Annotated in this window: 16 protein-coding genes; 7 read left to right on the forward strand and 9 right to left on the reverse strand. The window is 37.7% G+C overall.

Annotated features, from left to right (window positions below):
- Positions 1-179 precede the first annotated feature (179 nt).
- The 3 genes from OQX63_RS22865 to OQX63_RS22875 all read left to right on the forward strand — a co-directional run bounded on the left by OQX63_RS22865 (position 180) and on the right by OQX63_RS22875 (position 4,236).
- Entirely contained in the window at positions 180-1,277 is a 1,098-nt protein-coding gene (locus OQX63_RS22865) for a vWA domain-containing protein (RefSeq protein WP_265853110.1), read from the forward strand.
- A gap of 120 nt (positions 1,278-1,397) precedes the next feature.
- Positions 1,398-2,885, forward strand: coding sequence for a sigma 54-interacting transcriptional regulator (locus OQX63_RS22870; RefSeq protein ID WP_265853111.1), 1,488 nt, complete (start codon positions 1,398-1,400; stop codon positions 2,883-2,885).
- An 88-nt stretch (positions 2,886-2,973) separates the two neighbouring features.
- Positions 2,974-4,236, forward strand: a complete 1,263-nt coding sequence (locus tag OQX63_RS22875) for a metallophosphoesterase (RefSeq protein ID WP_265853112.1) — start codon at positions 2,974-2,976, stop codon at positions 4,234-4,236.
- An 84-nt stretch (positions 4,237-4,320) separates the two neighbouring features.
- Here OQX63_RS22875 and OQX63_RS22880 read toward each other — a convergent pair whose 3' ends face one another.
- From OQX63_RS22880 to OQX63_RS22890, 3 genes are all read right to left on the reverse strand, one after another.
- Entirely contained in the window at positions 4,321-5,010 is a 690-nt protein-coding gene (locus OQX63_RS22880; RefSeq protein ID WP_265853113.1) for a response regulator transcription factor, read from the reverse strand.
- A gap of 96 nt (positions 5,011-5,106) precedes the next feature.
- The gene (locus tag OQX63_RS22885; RefSeq protein WP_265853114.1) at positions 5,107-6,780 is read right to left on the reverse strand and encodes a sensor histidine kinase; all 1,674 of its coding nucleotides are present in this window, start codon (positions 6,778-6,780) and stop codon (positions 5,107-5,109) included.
- Between the two features lie 2 nt (positions 6,781-6,782).
- Complete coding sequence (locus tag OQX63_RS22890; protein ID WP_265853115.1) at positions 6,783-8,666, reverse strand: S9 family peptidase; 1,884 nt, start codon at positions 8,664-8,666, stop codon at positions 6,783-6,785.
- 230 nt (positions 8,667-8,896) lie between these two features.
- Here OQX63_RS22890 and OQX63_RS22895 point away from each other — a divergent pair, with 230 nt between their 5' ends.
- A complete protein-coding gene (locus OQX63_RS22895; RefSeq protein WP_265853116.1) occupies positions 8,897-10,720 on the forward strand; it encodes a tetratricopeptide repeat protein in 1,824 nt (607 codons plus the stop codon).
- 203 nt (positions 10,721-10,923) lie between these two features.
- On the opposite strand, the gene OQX63_RS22900 is transcribed toward OQX63_RS22895, so the two are convergent.
- The 3 genes from OQX63_RS22900 to OQX63_RS22910 are packed head-to-tail and all read right to left on the reverse strand — an operon-like array spanning position 10,924 to position 12,461.
- Positions 10,924-11,589 carry a hypothetical protein gene (locus tag OQX63_RS22900; RefSeq protein WP_265853117.1) on the reverse strand — a complete coding sequence of 222 codons (666 nt, stop codon included), beginning with the start codon at positions 11,587-11,589 and terminating at the stop codon, positions 10,924-10,926.
- Between the two features lie 32 nt (positions 11,590-11,621).
- Entirely contained in the window at positions 11,622-12,197 is a 576-nt protein-coding gene (locus OQX63_RS22905; protein WP_265853118.1) for a GNAT family N-acetyltransferase, read from the reverse strand.
- A complete protein-coding gene (locus OQX63_RS22910) occupies positions 12,198-12,461 on the reverse strand; it encodes a hypothetical protein (RefSeq protein ID WP_265853119.1) in 264 nt (87 codons plus the stop codon).
- A gap of 108 nt (positions 12,462-12,569) precedes the next feature.
- Between OQX63_RS22910 and OQX63_RS22915 the strand changes: the two genes are divergently transcribed.
- Complete coding sequence (locus OQX63_RS22915; RefSeq protein ID WP_265853120.1) at positions 12,570-12,872, forward strand: DUF4286 family protein; 303 nt, start codon at positions 12,570-12,572, stop codon at positions 12,870-12,872.
- A 30-nt stretch (positions 12,873-12,902) separates the two neighbouring features.
- On the opposite strand, the gene OQX63_RS22920 is transcribed toward OQX63_RS22915, so the two are convergent.
- The 3 genes from OQX63_RS22920 to dtd form a co-directional block, all read right to left on the reverse strand.
- Positions 12,903-13,229, reverse strand: a complete 327-nt coding sequence (locus OQX63_RS22920; RefSeq protein ID WP_090983182.1) for a nucleotide pyrophosphohydrolase — start codon at positions 13,227-13,229, stop codon at positions 12,903-12,905.
- Positions 13,219-14,760 (reverse strand): glycosyltransferase family 39 protein, encoded by a 1,542-nt coding sequence (locus OQX63_RS22925; protein WP_265853121.1) that lies wholly within the window; start codon positions 14,758-14,760, stop codon positions 13,219-13,221. Before OQX63_RS22925 ends, OQX63_RS22920 begins: the two co-directional genes overlap by 11 nt.
- Before the next feature lie 84 nt (positions 14,761-14,844).
- A complete protein-coding gene (gene dtd, locus OQX63_RS22930) occupies positions 14,845-15,297 on the reverse strand; it encodes a D-aminoacyl-tRNA deacylase (RefSeq protein WP_265853122.1) in 453 nt (150 codons plus the stop codon).
- Positions 15,298-15,326: 29 nt separating this feature from the next.
- On the opposite strand from dtd, the gene OQX63_RS22935 reads away from it, so the two are divergent.
- Both OQX63_RS22935 and OQX63_RS22940 read left to right on the forward strand, forming a co-directional pair.
- On the forward strand, positions 15,327-16,352 hold the full coding sequence (locus tag OQX63_RS22935; RefSeq protein ID WP_265853123.1) for a hypothetical protein: 1,026 nt from the start codon (positions 15,327-15,329) through the stop codon (positions 16,350-16,352).
- A complete protein-coding gene (locus tag OQX63_RS22940; protein ID WP_265853124.1) occupies positions 16,318-18,771 on the forward strand; it encodes a hypothetical protein in 2,454 nt (817 codons plus the stop codon). The genes OQX63_RS22935 and OQX63_RS22940 overlap by 35 nt, the downstream gene beginning before the upstream one ends.
- Positions 18,772-18,906: the final 135 nt, after the last annotated feature.

The following is an 18,906-nucleotide window of genomic DNA, read 5'->3' on the forward strand; positions in this document are numbered from 1 at the left end:
CCCCTTGCGTAGCTTGGTGAAACGCCCTGATTAGTTATCATTTGGCAGTTTGTAATTGGCAGTTAACAGTTATCACTTGAACTAAGCTTTAGTCTTTAAGCTGGGCTCTAAATATGACACCACGCTTAAATTTATGCAAAGCGAAACTTTTATCTTCGATAAATCGTTAATACAAGCACATGAGAGGTTTTCGTTTTTCTGATTATAAGCCGGGCGATTCGCCAAAAGGTGGGTTTGATGAGTTGCTGAAATTATTTAGCGAACTGCTAAATTATACAGCTGGAGATGCAGCAGAGGCTTTAAGCTGGCTGAACGAGCTCGACAAACAATATAAATTAACCAATAATGATTACGGCATCGGTAATTTTATCGACGACCTGAAAGATAAAGGCTACCTGACAGAAGACAATCAATCGGGAGAATTTAAAATTACCGCCAAAACGGAACAGACCATCCGCAAATCTGCCTTGGACGAAATTTTTGGTAAACTCAAAAAATCTGGTCGCGGTAACCACAACAGTAACCAATCTGGCATTGGCGAAGAAAAAAATGCCGACAGACGGGAATATAATTTCGGAGATAGTTTGGATCAGATCGATATGACTGCTTCCATACAAAATGCGCAGATTAACCACGGAATTGGCGATTTCACTTTAACTGACCGCGATCTGGAAGTAGAAGAAAAGGATTTTAAAACCTTAACCTCTACGGTATTGATGATCGATATTTCGCACTCCATGATTTTGTATGGCGAAGACCGGATTACCCCTGCAAAAAAAGTTGCCATGGCTTTGGCTGAGCTGATTAAAACGAAATATCCTAAAGATACCTTAGATATTGTGGTTTTTGGAAATGATGCCTGGCCCATTAGCGTTAAAGACCTGCCTTATTTACAGGTAGGCCCTTACCATACCAACACTTATGCAGGATTAGAATTGGCGGCAGATTTACTTCGCCGCAGGAAAACCCATAATAAACAGATTTTTATGATTACCGATGGAAAACCAACCTGCTTAAAGGAAAATGGCAAGTACTATAAAAATAGCATGGGTTTGGATAGGAAAGTAATCAATAAAACCTTAAACATGGCGGCACAATGTAAGCGGTTGAAGATTCCGATTACTACATTTATGATTGCCAAAGATCCCTACCTGCAACAGTTTGTTAGGCAGTTTACCGAAATTAATGGCGGCAGGGCTTTTTATAGCTCTTTAAATGGTTTAGGCGAATACATTTTTGAAGATTATATTAAAAACAGAAGAAAAACAGTTAAATAGTCTTGAGTTCGGAGTCAACAGTCCTGAGTCTGAAGATTATCTATTAAAGCAAGCGAAAATTGGAAGGCTGTTATTTACAACCTTTCAACCTGATTAACTTTACAACATTTAAACTACGAAATGCAAAATACAACATTAGGCCAGTTAAAAACCACAGGATATAAATCAAGATCGGTAAAAGAAGAACTCAGAGAAAATCTGATCGAAGTTTTGCGCGATAAAAAAACAGAATTTGAAGGCATTATTGGCTATGATGAAACGGTGATTCCTGAGCTGCAAACAGCCATTTTATCACGCCACAATATTTTATTATTAGGTTTACGCGGACAGGCAAAAACACGTATTGCCCGCTTAATGGTAAATTTACTGGATGAATATGTGCCTTATGTTGCCGGAAGTGAAATTTTTGATGATCCATTGAATCCAATTTCATGGTACGCCAAAAATGAAATTGCCACAAAGGGTGATGATACCGAAATTGCCTGGTTGCACCGCAGCGAAAGATATACCGAAAAACTGGCCACACCAGATGTTACCGTTGCAGATTTAATTGGCGATGTTGACCCCATTAAAGCTGCTACCCTGAAGTTAACCTATAATGATGAACGTGTAATCCACTTTGGTTTAATTCCACGTGCACACCGCAGCATATTTGTGATTAATGAGCTGCCCGATCTACAGGCACGTATACAGGTGGCCCTATTTAACATGCTGCAGGAAAAAGATATCCAGATCCGCGGTTTCAAATTGCGTTTACCGCTGGATATCCAGTTTGTATTTACAGCAAATCCGGAAGATTATACCAACCGTGGAAGCATTGTTACGCCTTTAAAAGATAGGATTGAAAGTCAGATTTTGACCCATTACCCAAAAACCGTAGAAATTTCGCGTAAAATTACTTTCCAGGAAGCAAAATTAACGGCTGATCAGCGAGCCAGTATAGAGGCTGATGGATTGGTAAAAGATTTAATAGAGCAGATTGCTTTTGAAGCACGTAAAAGTGAATACATTGACCAAAAATCAGGTGTATCTGCAAGGTTGACCATTTCTGCCTATGAGAATCTGATCAGCACAGCCGAAAGAAGAATGCTAATTGCAGGCGAGAAAAACACCTTTGTCCGTTTATCTGACCTTGCTGGAATTGTCCCAGCCATAACGGGTAAAATAGAATTGGTTTATGAAGGCGAATTAGAAGGCCCCGCACATGTAGCCACTACATTAATTGGCAAAGCAGTTAAAACCATGTTCGCACGTTATTTCCCCGATCCTGAAAAAGCAAAGAAAACAAAAACGGCCAATCCGTATACTGAAGTAACCGAATGGTTTACCGATGGGAATAATGTTGATGTTACCGATGCTTTAACTAATGCGCAATATAAAAAGGCGCTCATGCTGGTACCAGGTTTACACGATCTGGTGAAGAAGTTTCACCCTAAGTTAAGCGAGAACCAAACTTTACTGTTAATGGAATTTGTGTTACATGGTTTGGCTGAATATTCGCAATTGAGCAAAAACTTTTTAAATGGCGGCTTTGGCTTCTCCGATATGTTTGGCAGTTTATTTAATGCCGAATTTGATGAAGAAGAGGACGAAGACGATTTCAGATAATATCGAATTTCTCTAATTTGATTAGCTTTGACAATTCTTCCTTAAAGAAGAATATGTTAAAGCTTTTTATTTATAAACCCTGAACATAATGGGAAGATTACCCTTCATAATTGCAGCCTGCATCTTCATTATTGCATTTGATATTTATTGCTTTAAAGCCATCATTGCTGTTTTTAAAAAATGGAAACCAAATACTAAAAAGATATTTTCCATTGCCTATTGGACTTATAGCTCCTTACTGATTATCGGTGTTTTTTGTGGCATTTACCTTAATCTTTTCCTAACCTTAAGGGCCATCATTTTAGTGGCTTTCTTCTTAACAGTAGCTTGTAAACTGGCTATGTTACCTTTTTTAGTGTTGGATGACTTGCGCAGGTTATTTATTAAAATTTTCATAAAAAATAAAACAACTGAAGTTTCAAGTGTACCGCAAAATGCGCAATCTACCCCTACTGAACATATCTCACGATCAGAATTTTTGGTGAAAGCTGGCTTGGTGGCCGCAGCAGTACCGTTAACTTCATTGAGTTGGGGTATTGTTTCTGGCGCATACGATTACCAGGTGAGGCGCGTAAATTTAATTCTCCCTAACCTACCCAAAGCTTTCGATGGTATTACGATGGGGCAGATTTCTGACATCCACTCTGGTAGCTTTTACAATAAAACTGCGGTAAAAGGTGGGGTAGAAATGTTATTGGGCGAAAAACCCGATTTTATCTTTTTTACTGGCGATTTAGTCAATAACCTGACCAACGAAGTAAGAGATTACCAGGATATATTTTCTAAAGTAAAAGCACCACTAGGTGTGTATTCTTCATTAGGTAACCACGATTACGGCGATTATTATTTCGGCAAAGACTCATCCCCTGCCAAGGTAAAAAACCTGAAAGATATGGTTGATGTGCACAAAATAATGGGCTATGATTTACTGATGAACGAAAACCGGAGATTAAAGGTAGATGGGGAGGAAATCGGGATTTTAGGCATTGAAAACTGGGGAATGGGCCGTTTTCCTAAATATGGAAAAATGGAACTCGCAGTTCAAAATACGGATGATTTACCAGTTAAACTTTTGCTTAGTCACGATCCTTCGCACTGGCGTGGGGAGGTTTTAAAGAAATACCCACAAATAGATGCCATGTTTAGTGGCCATACCCATGGTATGCAGTTTGGTGTTCGTTTAAAAGAAATACAATGGAGCCCAGTACAATACATTTATAAGGAATGGGCAGGCTTGTATCAGGAGCAAAAACAACAGCTATATGTTAATGTGGGCTATGGCTTTTTAGGTTATCCGGGCAGGGTGGGTATTTTACCGGAGATTACCATATTTACCCTTAAAAGGGCATAGTAAATAAAATTCATAGTGGTGTCAGATGGTACCATCTGACATGTATATAACCGTCAGATGTTACCATCTGACGGCACAATATAATTATCCCGCGTTAAAGCGATAACCTACTCCCCTAACCGTTTGCAGCAACTGTGGGTTATCAGGATTTAATTCTATCTTCTTACGTAAGCGTACAATGTGCATATCAAGTGTTCTGGTGTTCACGTCAGAGTTGTAGCCCCAAACCACCAGCATCAATTCATCACGATTAATTACCTTGCCAGGGTTGCGCAGGAAATAAAGGAGAATACGGTTTTCCAATATCGTCAACTCAATTTTCTTTCCATCTCTGAATAAAGTATGAATGTTTGGATGGTGTTCCATATTGCCAAAACGATGTATTTCGGCTGAATCTTTATTGACGATGAATTTAACCTTGCTCTCCAACATGGCCACCAAAACATCCATGTTAAATGGTTTGGTGATATAATCAGATGCGCCAAAATTATAGGCATCAATTTTATCTACATCCTGTGCCTTTGCAGTCATCATAATCACCAGGTTTTCGAAACCTTGCTTACGCACATGCTCACAAACCTCTGCACCTTGTTTGCCAGGCATCATCCAATCTAATAAAACAATATCAGGCTGATCGGCTAAAATCATTCTTTCCCCTGCTTCACCATCATTTGCTTCCAGCACCGTATAACCCTCAGCCTTTAATCGGTGTGCGACCAAAAAACGAAGATTCTCATCATCTTCTACAATTAATATTTTTACTTCTTTAGACATTTATGTGTGTTTTAATAAGGTTGTAATGTTGAAACGTTGTAATGTTTGAAGGTTAAGTCTAACTTTTCAACCTTCCAACCTTTAACTTTCCAATTTTTAACTATTATAAGGCAGTACGATTTTAAACGCTGTACCACTTCCTACTTTACTTTTTACGGAGATTTCTCCTTCCATAAAGTTAACCAGTTCTTTGCAGAATGCCAAACCCAGGCCTACACTGCCCATTTGGTTATATTCATTCTGGATCCTGAAAAACTTCTTAAATATATTGTTTAATTCGGATGATGCGATGCCTATACCTTTATCGGCAAAGCGAAAAACCAGCACCCCTTTTATCAGCTTTGCACTAATGTGCAATTTTTTCTGTTCTGGTTTAGAATACTTGTAAGCGTTCTCTGCCAGGTTATCGAACAGACTTCCCAATAACACCGGATCGGTAATAAAGGTTTTAAAGCCTAACACTTCGTAGGTAATCTTAAAATCAGGATGTTTTAACGTATGCGATTCGATCGTACTTTCGATAAAATCAACAATATTAACTTCTTCCTGATTGAGTTTTATAGCCTTATTTTCGATTTGTGTAAAGGCCAGTAATTTGTTCATTAAACCATTCAGTTTGTCAGCTTCTTCATCCAGTATCTTGCCATAAAGCTGCTGCTCCTTTTGGCTTAATGCAGGAGCACTTTTAATATTGTTCCCTGCAATTTTGATTACACTAACGGGCGTTTTAAACTCATGTGTAAGGTTATTTACGAAATCGTACTGCAACTTAAACATTTTACTATTAATGTTCAGGTTACGGTAAATCAAAAATGCAACCAATAAAAGCACGCCATATACCAGCAATAAGACTAAAGCAATCGGCATGAAGTAAATAAAAATTTCTTTCTTGATGTAAGATTTTGATGAAATAAGGTATAATTTAAAATCAGAAAATGCGCCTGGCAGTGCAATTTCGGTATTGATATTTTCATCTGGGGTATCAATCGGATCATAAGTGAGCGGTTCAATCCTGATCGTTTGGTACAATAATGGCCTGGTATTAATGATCTTGATCTTATGCGCATCCAGATTAAAAACCATTACATCCTGTTGATATACGGGAGCCGGGTTTAACTTCCGCCTGATCATATCTTTATATACCCTTAAATCTTCCCGGCGGGGAATATTCAGGTAAGTGATTTTATTTTCGTTGGAATTAACAATAGAAAAATTGGTAAACAACTCTTCTTGTGTAGGTACCGATGCGGTATCGAGATCTTCAACGAAAGTGGCAAGTTTTATGGCAATTGCATTAAAATCACTCCCTACGGTAAAAGATTTGGTATCATCTGCTGAATATAACTTTACCGAATCTGGCTTTATCCCTTTCCCAAACTGGAAAATAGATTTTGGACCAATACCCAGGTGGTTTGCATTGATCCCATCTTTAACAGGAACGTTCTTCACTTCTGTATCGTAAAAAGTAACCTTTGAAATGAAGGGATACTTTAACATCACTGTATCTACAAACTTTGCTGCAGTAGAAGAATCCAAATAGCCATTGTAATATGAAATCTCAGGCATTTTATTCTGAAAAAAATCATTGTATGGCTTAATACTCTGTTCTAGTACATTTACCTTCTCAGAAACAAAGTCGTTCTCTATCGTTTTTTTACTATAGTTAAATGCAAGGAAGAGCGATAGGATAAAAAGAATGGAAATGAGTACAATAAAAGTTATACCCAGGGAGAAATTTTTACGGTAACTGCTTTTTTTATCTAAGGCCATACCTATTTCTTACCTAGATTTTCTTTTAAAAATGCTTCTAAAGCTTTGTATAGCGCTGTTCTACTCTGCTGGCGGACAATTGGGTCAGGACCTTCTTCTTTTTCGATATAGGTAACCTGAACATTTCTTTTTTTAAGTTCTTTGATAAACTGTACCCCTTCTGCTACGTTAACCGTTGGGTCTTTTGGGTTTTGGGCTATAAAAACAGGCGATTTAAAGCGTTCTGCATGAAACACGGGTGAAGCATAGCGCATGTAATCGGTATCGGTGATCGGATTACCTACAATTTCGTAATACATCTGCAATTTGGCCTTTAAAAATGGAGGAAAAGTCTTCAGATAACTAAACAGGTTAATTACACCAGAATTTGATCCGCCGCATTTATAAAGATCGGGATTTTTATATAAACAATTTAAAGCAATGTAACCGCCAAACCCATTACCATAAATGGCAATTTTTTTAGGATTGGCAATTTTTTCTGCAATCAGCCATTTAACGCCATCATTAACATCATTCTGTATTTTATCGCTCCATTGTTTAAACCCTGCAGCATAAAATGATTTCCCATAACCGGTAGAACCACGGTAATTTACCTGCAAAACGGCATAACCCCGGTTGGCCAAAAACTGTACCTCTGCATTGTAGCCCCAACTGTTTCTAGATTTTGGGCCATTATGTGGCAGTACAACCACAGGTAAGTTAGCTGCTTTTTTATTTTTTGGCAAGGTTAAATAACCATTAATAGTTAAACCATCCCGGCTTTTGAAACTGATAGGTTCCATGGCATTCATCTCTTCCGGTTTAATGGAAGGACTCACATCAGTAAGCTTTTTAAGCTTTTGATCAACAGCTGTATATAAATAATAAGAACCTGGATTTTTATCGGTAAAAGTGCGTATTACAAACACTTTATCCGTTTTATCCCTGTCCATAATAATCCACTCAGTACCTGGTAAAAGTTTATCAATGCCAGAGTAAGCCACTTTTGTATTGTCATCCAGATAAAATTTTTCCCTTTTCCAGGTTTCGCAGGTGGCGAAAAGCATTTTTTTCCGGAAACGGGAGTAGGTTGCATCAACCACATTTAAGGTATCATTTGCAAAGAGAACCTGCTTTTCTTTACCGTTTTTTAAATCAAGTGCCACTAGTGCATTTTTATCGCGGTTAACACTGGAAATAGCATAGAGCACGTTGGGTTGATCTTCCGAAAATGCAATCGGCTGCAAAGTCGTTTCAAAATTATTGGTAATTACAGGTGCAAAAGCCTCGTTTTCCTTTTCGCGGTACATCAGGGTTTCATTCACCCCATCACTGGCAACAGCAATTTTAAGTACACCCTTACTGTCTGTCATCCATTTGGTAATATTGCCAGGGTTTTTTGCTGCAATTTCCATTTTTCCATCCCGAACGTTTAAGCGGTATACATCAAAAACGGTCGAATCGCGTTTATTGGAAGCAACAATAATATATTTATCATCAATCAGCTGATCTTCTATTACCCTTAACCTGTTTTTCTCGTTGGCACTCAACTGCACTTGCTTGCTTCCATCTTTATTGATCACAAAAATATCAGACCTACGTTCTTTAGATCCATCTTCGGTATAATAAATCAGCTCATTATTGCTGGTCCAGAAGTGGAAACTGATATTCTTCCCATTCAAATGGGTTAACTGAACACTATTTCCGGTGGCAAGATCTTCAGCAAAAAGATCAAGTTTTTTATCATGAAGTTTCAAATACGAAAGACTTTTACCATCAGGAGAAATGCGATAGTAGGCTTTATCCTGCGTTTTAAAAAAATCGTCTACAGGAATAGTGTCATTGTTTGTGCCATTGCAAGCCCAGACCAATATAACCATTAACAACAGGAAAATCCTTTTAAGCATAAATAAATCCTTTACGGGATGACAAAAATAAACATCGCAACAATTTAACAGCGCTTTACACCAACAATGTTACCAATGCAATCTAAATAATAAGCAGTGGTTCAATTTAGTATTTATAAAATATCTACAAAATAAAATACAGGTAACATTTAAAATACGTTTAAAATCTATTAGCGGTTTAGCTAAAGATGTAATAAAATATTACATTTAAAACTTATAATTTAGGGTTTATGAACCGCTTTTTTTTCATCATATTCTTCTTGCTATCGTTTGGGGCCAGTGCGCAGATCTCTCGCTCCAATCAGCAGATTGCACCTGATGAAAGTAGTCTGGCTATTCAATATTATCAGGATGGCGAATATGACAAGGCAGTTGTGCTACTGGAAAAACTCTACGCCACCCCAAATAACGAAGCCTATTTCGACATTTACTTTAATGCATTATTAAAATTGAAACGCTATGATGTGGCGGAAAAAGTGGTTAAAAAGGAAATCAAAAAAAATCCACAGAACGATATCTATCCAATCGCCCTGGGCAAGCTTTATCAGGAAAAAGGCGATGTACAGGCGGCCAATAAAATATTTAATGAGGTAATAGCAAAACTACCAAAAGAGGAATTTAGGATCAGAAATCTGGCCAATAGTTTTTATCGGTTTGAAAATTACGATTATGCGGTACAAACCTTTAAACAGGGCAGAAAACTATTTGGAGACGATCAAATGTTTGTCTTCGAATTATTAAACATCTACCGTTTTAAAAAAGATAAACTCATGCTTATGCAAGAGTATCTGGATGCACTTGCAACAATGCCACAACTTTTACCGCAGGCAGAAACGGTGCTCTCTTCTATTTTTGAAGATAAAAACGATTATCAAACGTTTCAGGCAGCCATTTTAAAAAAAGTACAGAAAGCACCTGATGCCGAAGTTTACATTCAGTTACTCACCTGGAATTATATTCAACAACAGGAATTTGATATGGCCTTGCGCCAGCTTATTGCGTACGATAAACGCACGAAGGCTGATGGGGGCAATCTGTTTAATGCCATTTATACTTTTGTAGATAACGGTGCTTACGAAACTGCGATTAAAGCTTATGAATATATACTCACCAAAGGAAAGGACAATACGTATTATCTTCCTTCAAAAATAGAAATGCTGAATACCAGGTACAACCTACGTACCAGTGGAAAATATACAGTTGCCGACCTTGACCTTCTCGCGAAAGATTACCAGGCATTATTAAATGAAAACGGCAAGAACAGGAATACTCTTTTTGCTATAAAAAAACTGGCCAACCTGCAGGCTTATTATTTAAATCAGCCAACCAATGCCGAAAAAGAACTGGAAGAAGCGATAAAAATGCCTGGCATCAACGATCAGGACTTAGGCCAGCTAAAACTAGATTTAGGCGATATTTATATTTTAACCAACCAACCTTGGGAAGCTTTTTTGGTGTACGAGCAGGTGAGCAAACGGTTTGAAGGACAACCGATAGGAAATGAGGCCCGCTTCAGGAGCGCTAAACTTTCATTTTATCAGGGCAATTTCGAATACAGCAATAGCCAATGTTTAGTTCTAAAGGCTGCAACTTCACAACTCATTGCCAATGATGCATTAAACCTCAGTTTATTAATTAGTGATAATATCCAGACACCAGCCGATAGCAATGCCTTAAAAATGTATGCTGATGCAGAAATGCTTTTATTTAGAAACCTACCTGAAAAGGCTATAAAAAAAATGGACAGTATTGCGTTTGCCTATCCTCAAAATAGCTTAACAGATGCGATAATGATGAGTAAAGCACAGATTCTTATTAAAGCAAACGATTTTCAAAAAGCGGCAGATATCCTTAAAAAAGTAACGGAAGAATTTAAAGACGGAATCTGGACAGATGATGCCCTATTTACATTAGGCGATCTGTATGAAAAGAAACTGAAGGATATTGCGCAAGCAAAAATATATTTTCAAAAACTGATTACGGATTACCCAGGGAGTATGTTCAGCGCTGAAGCAAGAAAAAGATTTAGGAATTTGCGTGGAGATGGAGTTTAGTTCAGTGGTTCATTAGCCATTAGTTTATTGGGAACTGCAAATGGCCAACTGAAAATTATATTGCTGTTTAATCGGTTAACTAATGCTAAACGACTAGTCCAAACTTAGTATTTTCGTTATCTCGACTGAAGTGAAACGGAATGGAGAGATCTATATAGATAACTCCTCTCAACTTTACTTTTCAAGTTTACAAATTAGCTAATTTAACTTGCCCTAAACATATTTGAGAATTGATATGCGAATGAAAGTATCAGCGCAAGAATGCCGATAATCAAAATTCTTTCGCCATGTGCCCTATCTGAAGCGGCGTAACCAAAAACCCGTTCTCCGTTAGGTAATGTTTTTTTATGGGTGCGTAGATAAGCCCCAATAATAATGGCTATTAATCCGCCCACAACGGCCAGAATATAACCAGCTACAATCAGTACCTTCGGACTTTCTTCAGGTTCAGCCAACGCTTCTAACCTCTTTTCTTTAAGCATTTGGATCTGACCAACGTTTACCTCGATACCACGTTCTTTTAATATCTTTTTGGCTAGTAAAAAATCTAAACTGCTCCACTCATCCTGTTTTTCAACAATTTCCTTCAGTTCTTCATCACTGAAATCAAAAATATAGTAACCAGGATCGATATTTTCTAAATCTTTCTCTGCCAGTTGCAACAGCAAATTATCGGCCCGTTCAAAATCGGCAGGCTTCAACTTTATTCTAAAGTCTTTATTGATTTCATTATTGGCAAACGAAACATCAAAATTTTCAGAAACATCCTCCAATCCACACACAATCCCATTTTCTCTAAATGTTTCGGCCAGTGCCAAAGCTGCCGCCTTATCATTAAATCTTTGGAAGGTTACAAAATCAGTGGTCATAATTGTTATGATAAAGCGTTAGGATGAAGATACTAATTAAAATCATTCCAATCCCAAACTACCACATTCCATTCTACACTGCTACTATCGGTATAAGTATGAATTACCTCAAAGCCGATGCGTTTATGTGCATTCATTGACCTTAAGTTAATACTCGCAATTTCAGTAATGGCGAAGTCATATCTATCCTTAAAACAATCTTTATAGGCTTTGTAGCATTCATCAAACAAGCCTTTGCCCCGATAATCGTACCCTACACATACCTGGCCAACCACAATATAATGATAATCAGAAACCGGTTTCCCATGGTATGAAATATCATCGAAGCTTTCGTACATTTCAACCAATCTCGGAATGTCGTTTTTTGATTGATCGGTCATTGCCAATACATAGGCTGCAATAGCATCGCCATCTTTTGCAACAATATTAGGCTCGTATCCATGCATCTTTTCCAGATCATCGAGCGAGTGCGAAACAGTAACAAACCCTTGCGCTTTAATTTGTTCTGGCGTTAAATCCTGCTTAAGGTTTTGCCTTTGAAGTTCAAGAATTCCTTTAAGATCTTTAGAAGAAGATGTGGTAATAGTGATCATTAATATTGCAGACATTTATGAATCCAATGCAATAATAGTTAAGGTTAACAACAAAATGAAGCAAATTATAGCTAAAATTAAAATTCTGGCACCGTGCTGTCTATCCATTAAAGAATAAGAAAAAATTTTTTCTCCGGTACTTAATGTACGCTTTTTCCTCATTAAATCCCAGCCGATGACCAAGCCCAAAATGCCGCCAAAAATTGCAGTAAGGTAACCTGTATAAATGTAGTTGCGCGTTGAATTATCTATTTTTTGAGAGGCGTTTTTGCGTATCATGCTTAAAAAACATTGAGAATTGTCAAATTTAAGTTATTGAGGCCACTTTTAAGAATAAAATCTACTTTCTTTAATTTTTAACCTGTATATATTAATTACATTTGCGCTATGTTTTTATATAATGTTACATTAATCCTTGATGCTACAGCAGCTGAAGACTGGTTACAATGGATGCAGGATATCCATATTCCACAGGTTATGGCTACAGGTATGTTTGTTTCTAACCGTTTATTAAAAGTTGTTGATTCACCTAATGAAGGGGTAACTTACTGCTCACAATACGTTGTAGAAACATTAGATAACTACAATAAATACCAGGAAACATTTGCACCAGCTTTGCAGGCGGAGTTAAACGAAAAATACAAAAACCGTTTTGTTGCCTACCGAAGCTTAATGGAGTTCGTAGCTTAGGCTTCGGACTTCCGACTAAGGACTCCAGTCTTATTTAAGCTTCTCGTTATTCTTATGCCTATCGGCATCACGGATACTTTTTTTCTCCAGGTTCTTTTCCAAAGCTTCGGTTAAATTTATACCGGTCTGATTGGCTAAACAGATTAAAACAAACATCACGTCAGCCATTTCATCGGCCAGGTTTACGGCTTCATCACTCTTTTTAAACGATTGTTCGCCATATTTACGGGCCATAATCCGGGCTACCTCTCCCACTTCTTCCATTAAAATTGCCGTATTGGTTAGTTCGTTAAAATAACGGATACCTGTGGTGTTAATCCAACGGTCTACCGTTTCCTGCGCTTCGTTAATGGTCATTTTTTTCTTCCTCTATTTCTGATTTTATAATGTTATTCACTTCGGGCTTTGCATCTTCAAGTAAAAACACACTTGCCCCCCTTTCTCTTGCGTACGGTGTTTTTATTTCCCCGATTTTGGTAATTTTGCCAAAATAGGGTTGTTCTCTTTTACGAAGGGGATCTTCATCTTTTGATTCGGTAATCATAATGAAGTTTTTGATCGGTTTATCCATTTTAAACCAATACAGGTAATCAGCATTGTACGATACCGCGTTGATGTTTTTATATTTTGAATAATAATTGATCGCACCTGCTTGTCCATAATTATCGGCACGTACCAATACGGTAGATTTATCTTTAACTTTTCCGTAAGCAATATCAACAAGTGCGGCCAGTTCTTTCCAGCCTTGCATATCGGCATAGTCCTGCGGCAGGTCGTGATTTTTGCCATCTTCCCAACGCAATGCCCCTACCCGCTCGAACCTTTTATGGTGGGCAATAATTTGCGCAGGACTATAAACCGGCATCAAAAGTGGTAACAGGTAAATAAACGAACCTATGTTAAAAACAAACAACAATCCGGTTAATACATATTTCTTTGCTAAAATCCTGCCGAAATAAACAGCACCAAAAGCCAGTAAAACCGGATATAAACCTAAGGCATAATAATCTTTTGCTTTAAAATAGCTAAATACGATTAGGGTAATGATGTAGGTCAAAATAATCCAGTTGTATTTCCTGAAATCTTTATAAAAAATCAGACTTCCGATCCCCGCTAAAAGGATAAAAATTGAACTGATAAAAAAGAGAAACTGCCCGATAAAAAAATCAATCCGGTTTACATGCACCAATTGTGTGGCCTGCAAAAGTTTCATGTGGGTTAACACAGGGAAGTGATGGTTAATCTGCCAGATTACATTGGGCGAAATAATTAAAAGCGCCAGTAAAATTGATAGATAAAGGTGTTTATCGGCAAATATTTTTCGATTTGGCGTAATAATTATGGCTGGCAACAGACCAATAACCAGAAACAGGACATTATACTTATTTAGAAAGCCTAAAGCCACAAAAACGGCAAATGCATATAGGTATTTGGGCTCTTTTTGATCGAAATACCTCAATAAATAATAGAATATTGCTGTCCAGGCTAAAACATCGAAAGAGTTGGGTTGATAAAGAGTATTTAGCCTAAGCAGAATAGAAAATATACAGGCTACGGCAACCAAACATTTGGCCAGTAAGTTTCCTTTTAAAAAATCGACAATTTTCCAACAGTAAAGTAGGGTTACAGCTCCCATTAATGCAGGTATGAGTTTCACCATAAAAACACCATTTCCTAAAGCTTTAATGAGCCAGGAAAAAAGCGAAGTTAAAGGCGGAACTGAGGTAAAACCTGCAGCCAGGTGATTGGCCTGGTCTAAATGCAGGAATTCATCACGCTGTAATTCGTAAACCGAATTAACCAATACAAAGGATAAAATTAATTTAAGCCCTAAAAAAAATGCCAAAAAACCATATTCAGTTAAACGGTTTGGATTTTTATCTTTCATATAAGCTTAGATTAAAAGTTTGGAATATTGACATTGTTTTTTGACTATTCGAGGTTCAATAAGTTACGCTACTACTGTTCAAAATTACTCCTTATCTTTTGTATCAATCAGAATCGTAACTGGTCCGTCGTTTAATAAAGCAATTTTCATATCGGCACCAAAAATCCCGGTCTGTACCCTTTTCCCTAATAAAACCGAAAGTTTATCGATCATTTTCTCATACAGTGGAATCGCTACATCTGGCCGCGCTGCCCTTGTAAAACCCGGACGATTTCCTTTTCTGGTAGATGCAAATAAAGTAAACTGGCTAATCAGTAAAATATCTCCATCCACATCGGCAATTGCTTTATTCATCATTCCATTTTCATCACCAAAAACGCGCATCCCGATAATTTTCTGCGCCAACCACTCTAAATCTTCTAAAGTATCTGCATCTTCAATACCTAACAACACCAGAAATCCGTTTTCTATGGCTCCTGTTACATCACCATCAACAGTGCAACTCGCCTGAGTAACTCTTTGTAAAACTGCCCGCATTTTATACTATTTTTGCTTAAATCAATTGTATGCGCAAGATAAGTATTTTAGTCATTTCTGTATTTCTCTTCTTCGGTTGTAAGCAAAAACCGGCAGTTCATCCTACTTTTTATTATTGGAGAACAGATTACCAGCGCAAAAAAGCAGAAACCGATTATCTTGATCGATTTAAATCAAAATCTTTTTATGTGCGGATTATGGATGTAGATTTTAATCCAGATCTGCAATTGCCTGTACCTATATCGCCAATTAAATTTTCTAACCCCATACCCAAGCAGGTTAGTATTGTACCGGTTGTGTTTATCGTTAACCAGGTTTTTAATAAGATTGACACCATACAGACTGCGGTGATGGCCAATCGCATTGCGAAATTTGTGGCCGAAAAGGTAAAACAGGCCGGAAAGACAAACTATAATGAATTACAGATTGATTGTGATTGGACCAAAGGCACCAGAAACAGGTATTTTAAATTTTTAGAGCAGTTAAGTGCCCTTCCATTGCTAAAAGGTAAAACCATTTCGGTAACCCTGCGCCTGCATCAGGTTAAAAACGTAGTGTCGAGTGGGATTCCACCAGTAGATAAAGGAATCTTGATGTGTTACAATATGGGCAACCTGCGTAAATACGGCGATCAAAACTCGATATTGGATCAGCATGAAATGGATCAATACCTCAAAGATTACCTGGAACAATATCCCCTGCCACTTGATGTTGCCTTACCGCTGTTTGAATGGGCGGTGGTATTCAGAAACAAACAATACGCAGGTATTTCCAAACGGATCGGCAAAGCCCAGATCAATGACAAAAAGCTTTTTAAACAGCGCGAAAATTCCATTCTCTACGACTTGCTCACTGATTATCCTACTGCTGGTTTGAAAAAAGGAGATGTGATCAGATGGGAACAGGTTTCTGCTAAAGATTTACTTTTAACCTCTAATTTTTTATCCCGATATTTGGCCCCGAGAGAGCGGAACCTCGTTTTTTACCATTTAGACATCGACCTTTTAAAACATTTTAAGAATGAAGACCTTCAAAAAGTTATCGCTGATTTTTAGTGTATTCCTGATTACTTTTTTCGGCGAAATTGCTGTAAATCTTGCCTGTGGTGGTGAGATAGACCCTTACGATTATTATATTTCTTATTTTCATAACGACATTGAAGGAGATGAATATTCGCCCTTTGCCTATAACCAAATGGTTTATCTTAACAGCGAAACGGATGTAGAAAGCGAGCCGGAGATCAATAGCCGTGAATGGGCTAAATTCCTCGATGTTAAAAAAGAGGATGTACTAAAAGTAATGTATAAAACCGATAGCGCTACCGATGTAAAGCTGGTAAATTTTGATGGCAATATTTCACAATTACCTGATAGTCTGCAACAGAATAGTTTTATCCAGGCATTGGACAAACGCAAAGCGCCTTTAAAATATTATCAGTTTGCCAAAAGCTGTGAGCCGTTGGCCAACGTGGCATTTAACCTTTGGGATGCAACACCCCGCGATACTACAGCAATGGCTACCAAAGCCCAGGAAGGTTTAAAATTAACAGTAGCTGAAAAAGATGATTTTCTGAAATTACGTTATGCTTACCAAACGGAACGGATGTTTCACTTCGCAGGAATGCATACAGAGAGTAAATCAACTTATGAAACGTATATTAAAACCAGTAAAGTTAACAGTGCCGTTAAAGGTTGGGCATTAGCTTTATATGCCGGATCCATCCGCAGATTGGGCAATCCGGAAGAAGCTGCTTTTTTATTCTCAAAAGTTTTTGCCAGCAACCCGGAGCGGAGGATACAGGCCTACAAAAACTACTTTTACACCAGTTCACCGGTTCAAGGCGCTTTAAAATATGCCAAAACCAATAATGAAAAAGCCAATATATGGGCAATCAATGGATTTGGCAATTCCGATTCAGGCATAGAAAGCATCAACAAAGTTTACAGCTACGAACCAAAAAGCCAGTTGAATGGCACATTACTGGTACGCGAAGTAAATAAGTTGGAGCAAGATCTTATTGAGGCAAATGACATTGCAAAAATTGGCTATAATTATTACTTTTCTGATAGCGGCAATCCAAAATATAAAGACAGTTTAAAAAATGTTAATCTAAAACACCTAAATGAAATCAGGAATTTTGCTGTTAAGCTTGCCACCGAAAAGAAATATCCACAGCCTGAACTGGGTACCTTAACCGCGGCTTATTTATCCTGTATGGAGAACAAAGATATTGTGGCATCAAATTACCTGGCCATTTTAAAACCAGACAAACTGCCTGAAAGATTACGCGACCAATACCACATTATCGATTTGTTGATCAAAGCAAAAAACATCAAAAAAGGTAATGCATTTAACGAAAACGACTTATTACCAACATTAAAATGGCTGGATGAAAAGCGTTTTGCAGAAAATAAAAACCAACCAAACGGGCAATATGATTATGATGATCAGGCCGATAAACGTTTCAGCAGAACGACGAGGAATTTTTATCAGCAAATATTAGCACCTGCTTATTTGAACCTGGGAGATACCGCTAAAGCAGCACTTGCAATGGTTAAAGGCGATCTGAACTACAAAACGCTGAAAGAAAACTCCCTTTTCCAGAATATGAGTTACCAGAGTATTAATTTCTGGCAGAAAAACCTGAGTCCGAAAAGTATGCAGGGCTTAGCGATTTATAAAACCAAAGCAGCTGGAAACGATGTTACCGGCTTATTGGCTTCGGCTTTAAACCAACTGAAAAATGACGATTTTTATGAGCTTTATGGTACTACTTATCTGCGTACACACCAATACGACAAAGCTGTTCAAATGTTTGCGAAGGTTTCGGCAGGTTATAAATATTTTGCTCCTGAAAACTGGTATGGAGATGGGGAGAATACTAAACTTTATGCCAATCCATTTATCGAAACCATTAACGATTTCCCCAAAAAATATGTAACAGCGAAAGCATCTATTACTAAAAAAACTTTTGCTGCAGAAATGCTCCGTTTACAGAAATTAACGGTGAGCGATAAAAAGAATGCTGCGCTTTATTATTACAAAATGGCCAATGCCGTTTATCAAACAGGTTATTTTGGCAACAGCTGGTTTCTGATCAGTTACGATTGGTCATCTTACGACAACAGCAACCCAGCGAAATATGTATATGATGGTGATTACAAAAAAGCACAGACCGCAAAAGCATGGTATTTAAAAGCGAGGGCCTTAAGCACCAACGCTGATTTTAAGGCAAAATGTACCTTTATGCTGGCTAAATGTCTGCAAAAACAGATTATAATGAATGCCAACCCACTATCATTTTATTATTATGATAAAAAGGATATTAAATGGAGAAACTTCATCAAGGCGAATTATAATAACCCTTATTTAAAAGAGTTACGCTTTAATTACAGTAAAACTCCTTTTTATGCTGTAGCCTCAAGTGAATGTAGTTATTTAGGAGATTTTATTAAGCCGAAAACGCAAAACTAGGTCCTTCGACTACGCTCAGACTGACAGACATTGCAAAAGAATAGTCGTCATCTCGACTGGAGCGCAGCGGAATGGAGAGATCTTTGGATATAGATTTAGCTTCGCTGAGCCTTCGGGTTCTCGGCTTCGTTACAC

The organism is Pedobacter sp. PF22-3 (assembly GCF_026239555.1).
Lineage (GTDB): Bacteria > Bacteroidota > Bacteroidia > Sphingobacteriales > Sphingobacteriaceae > Pedobacter.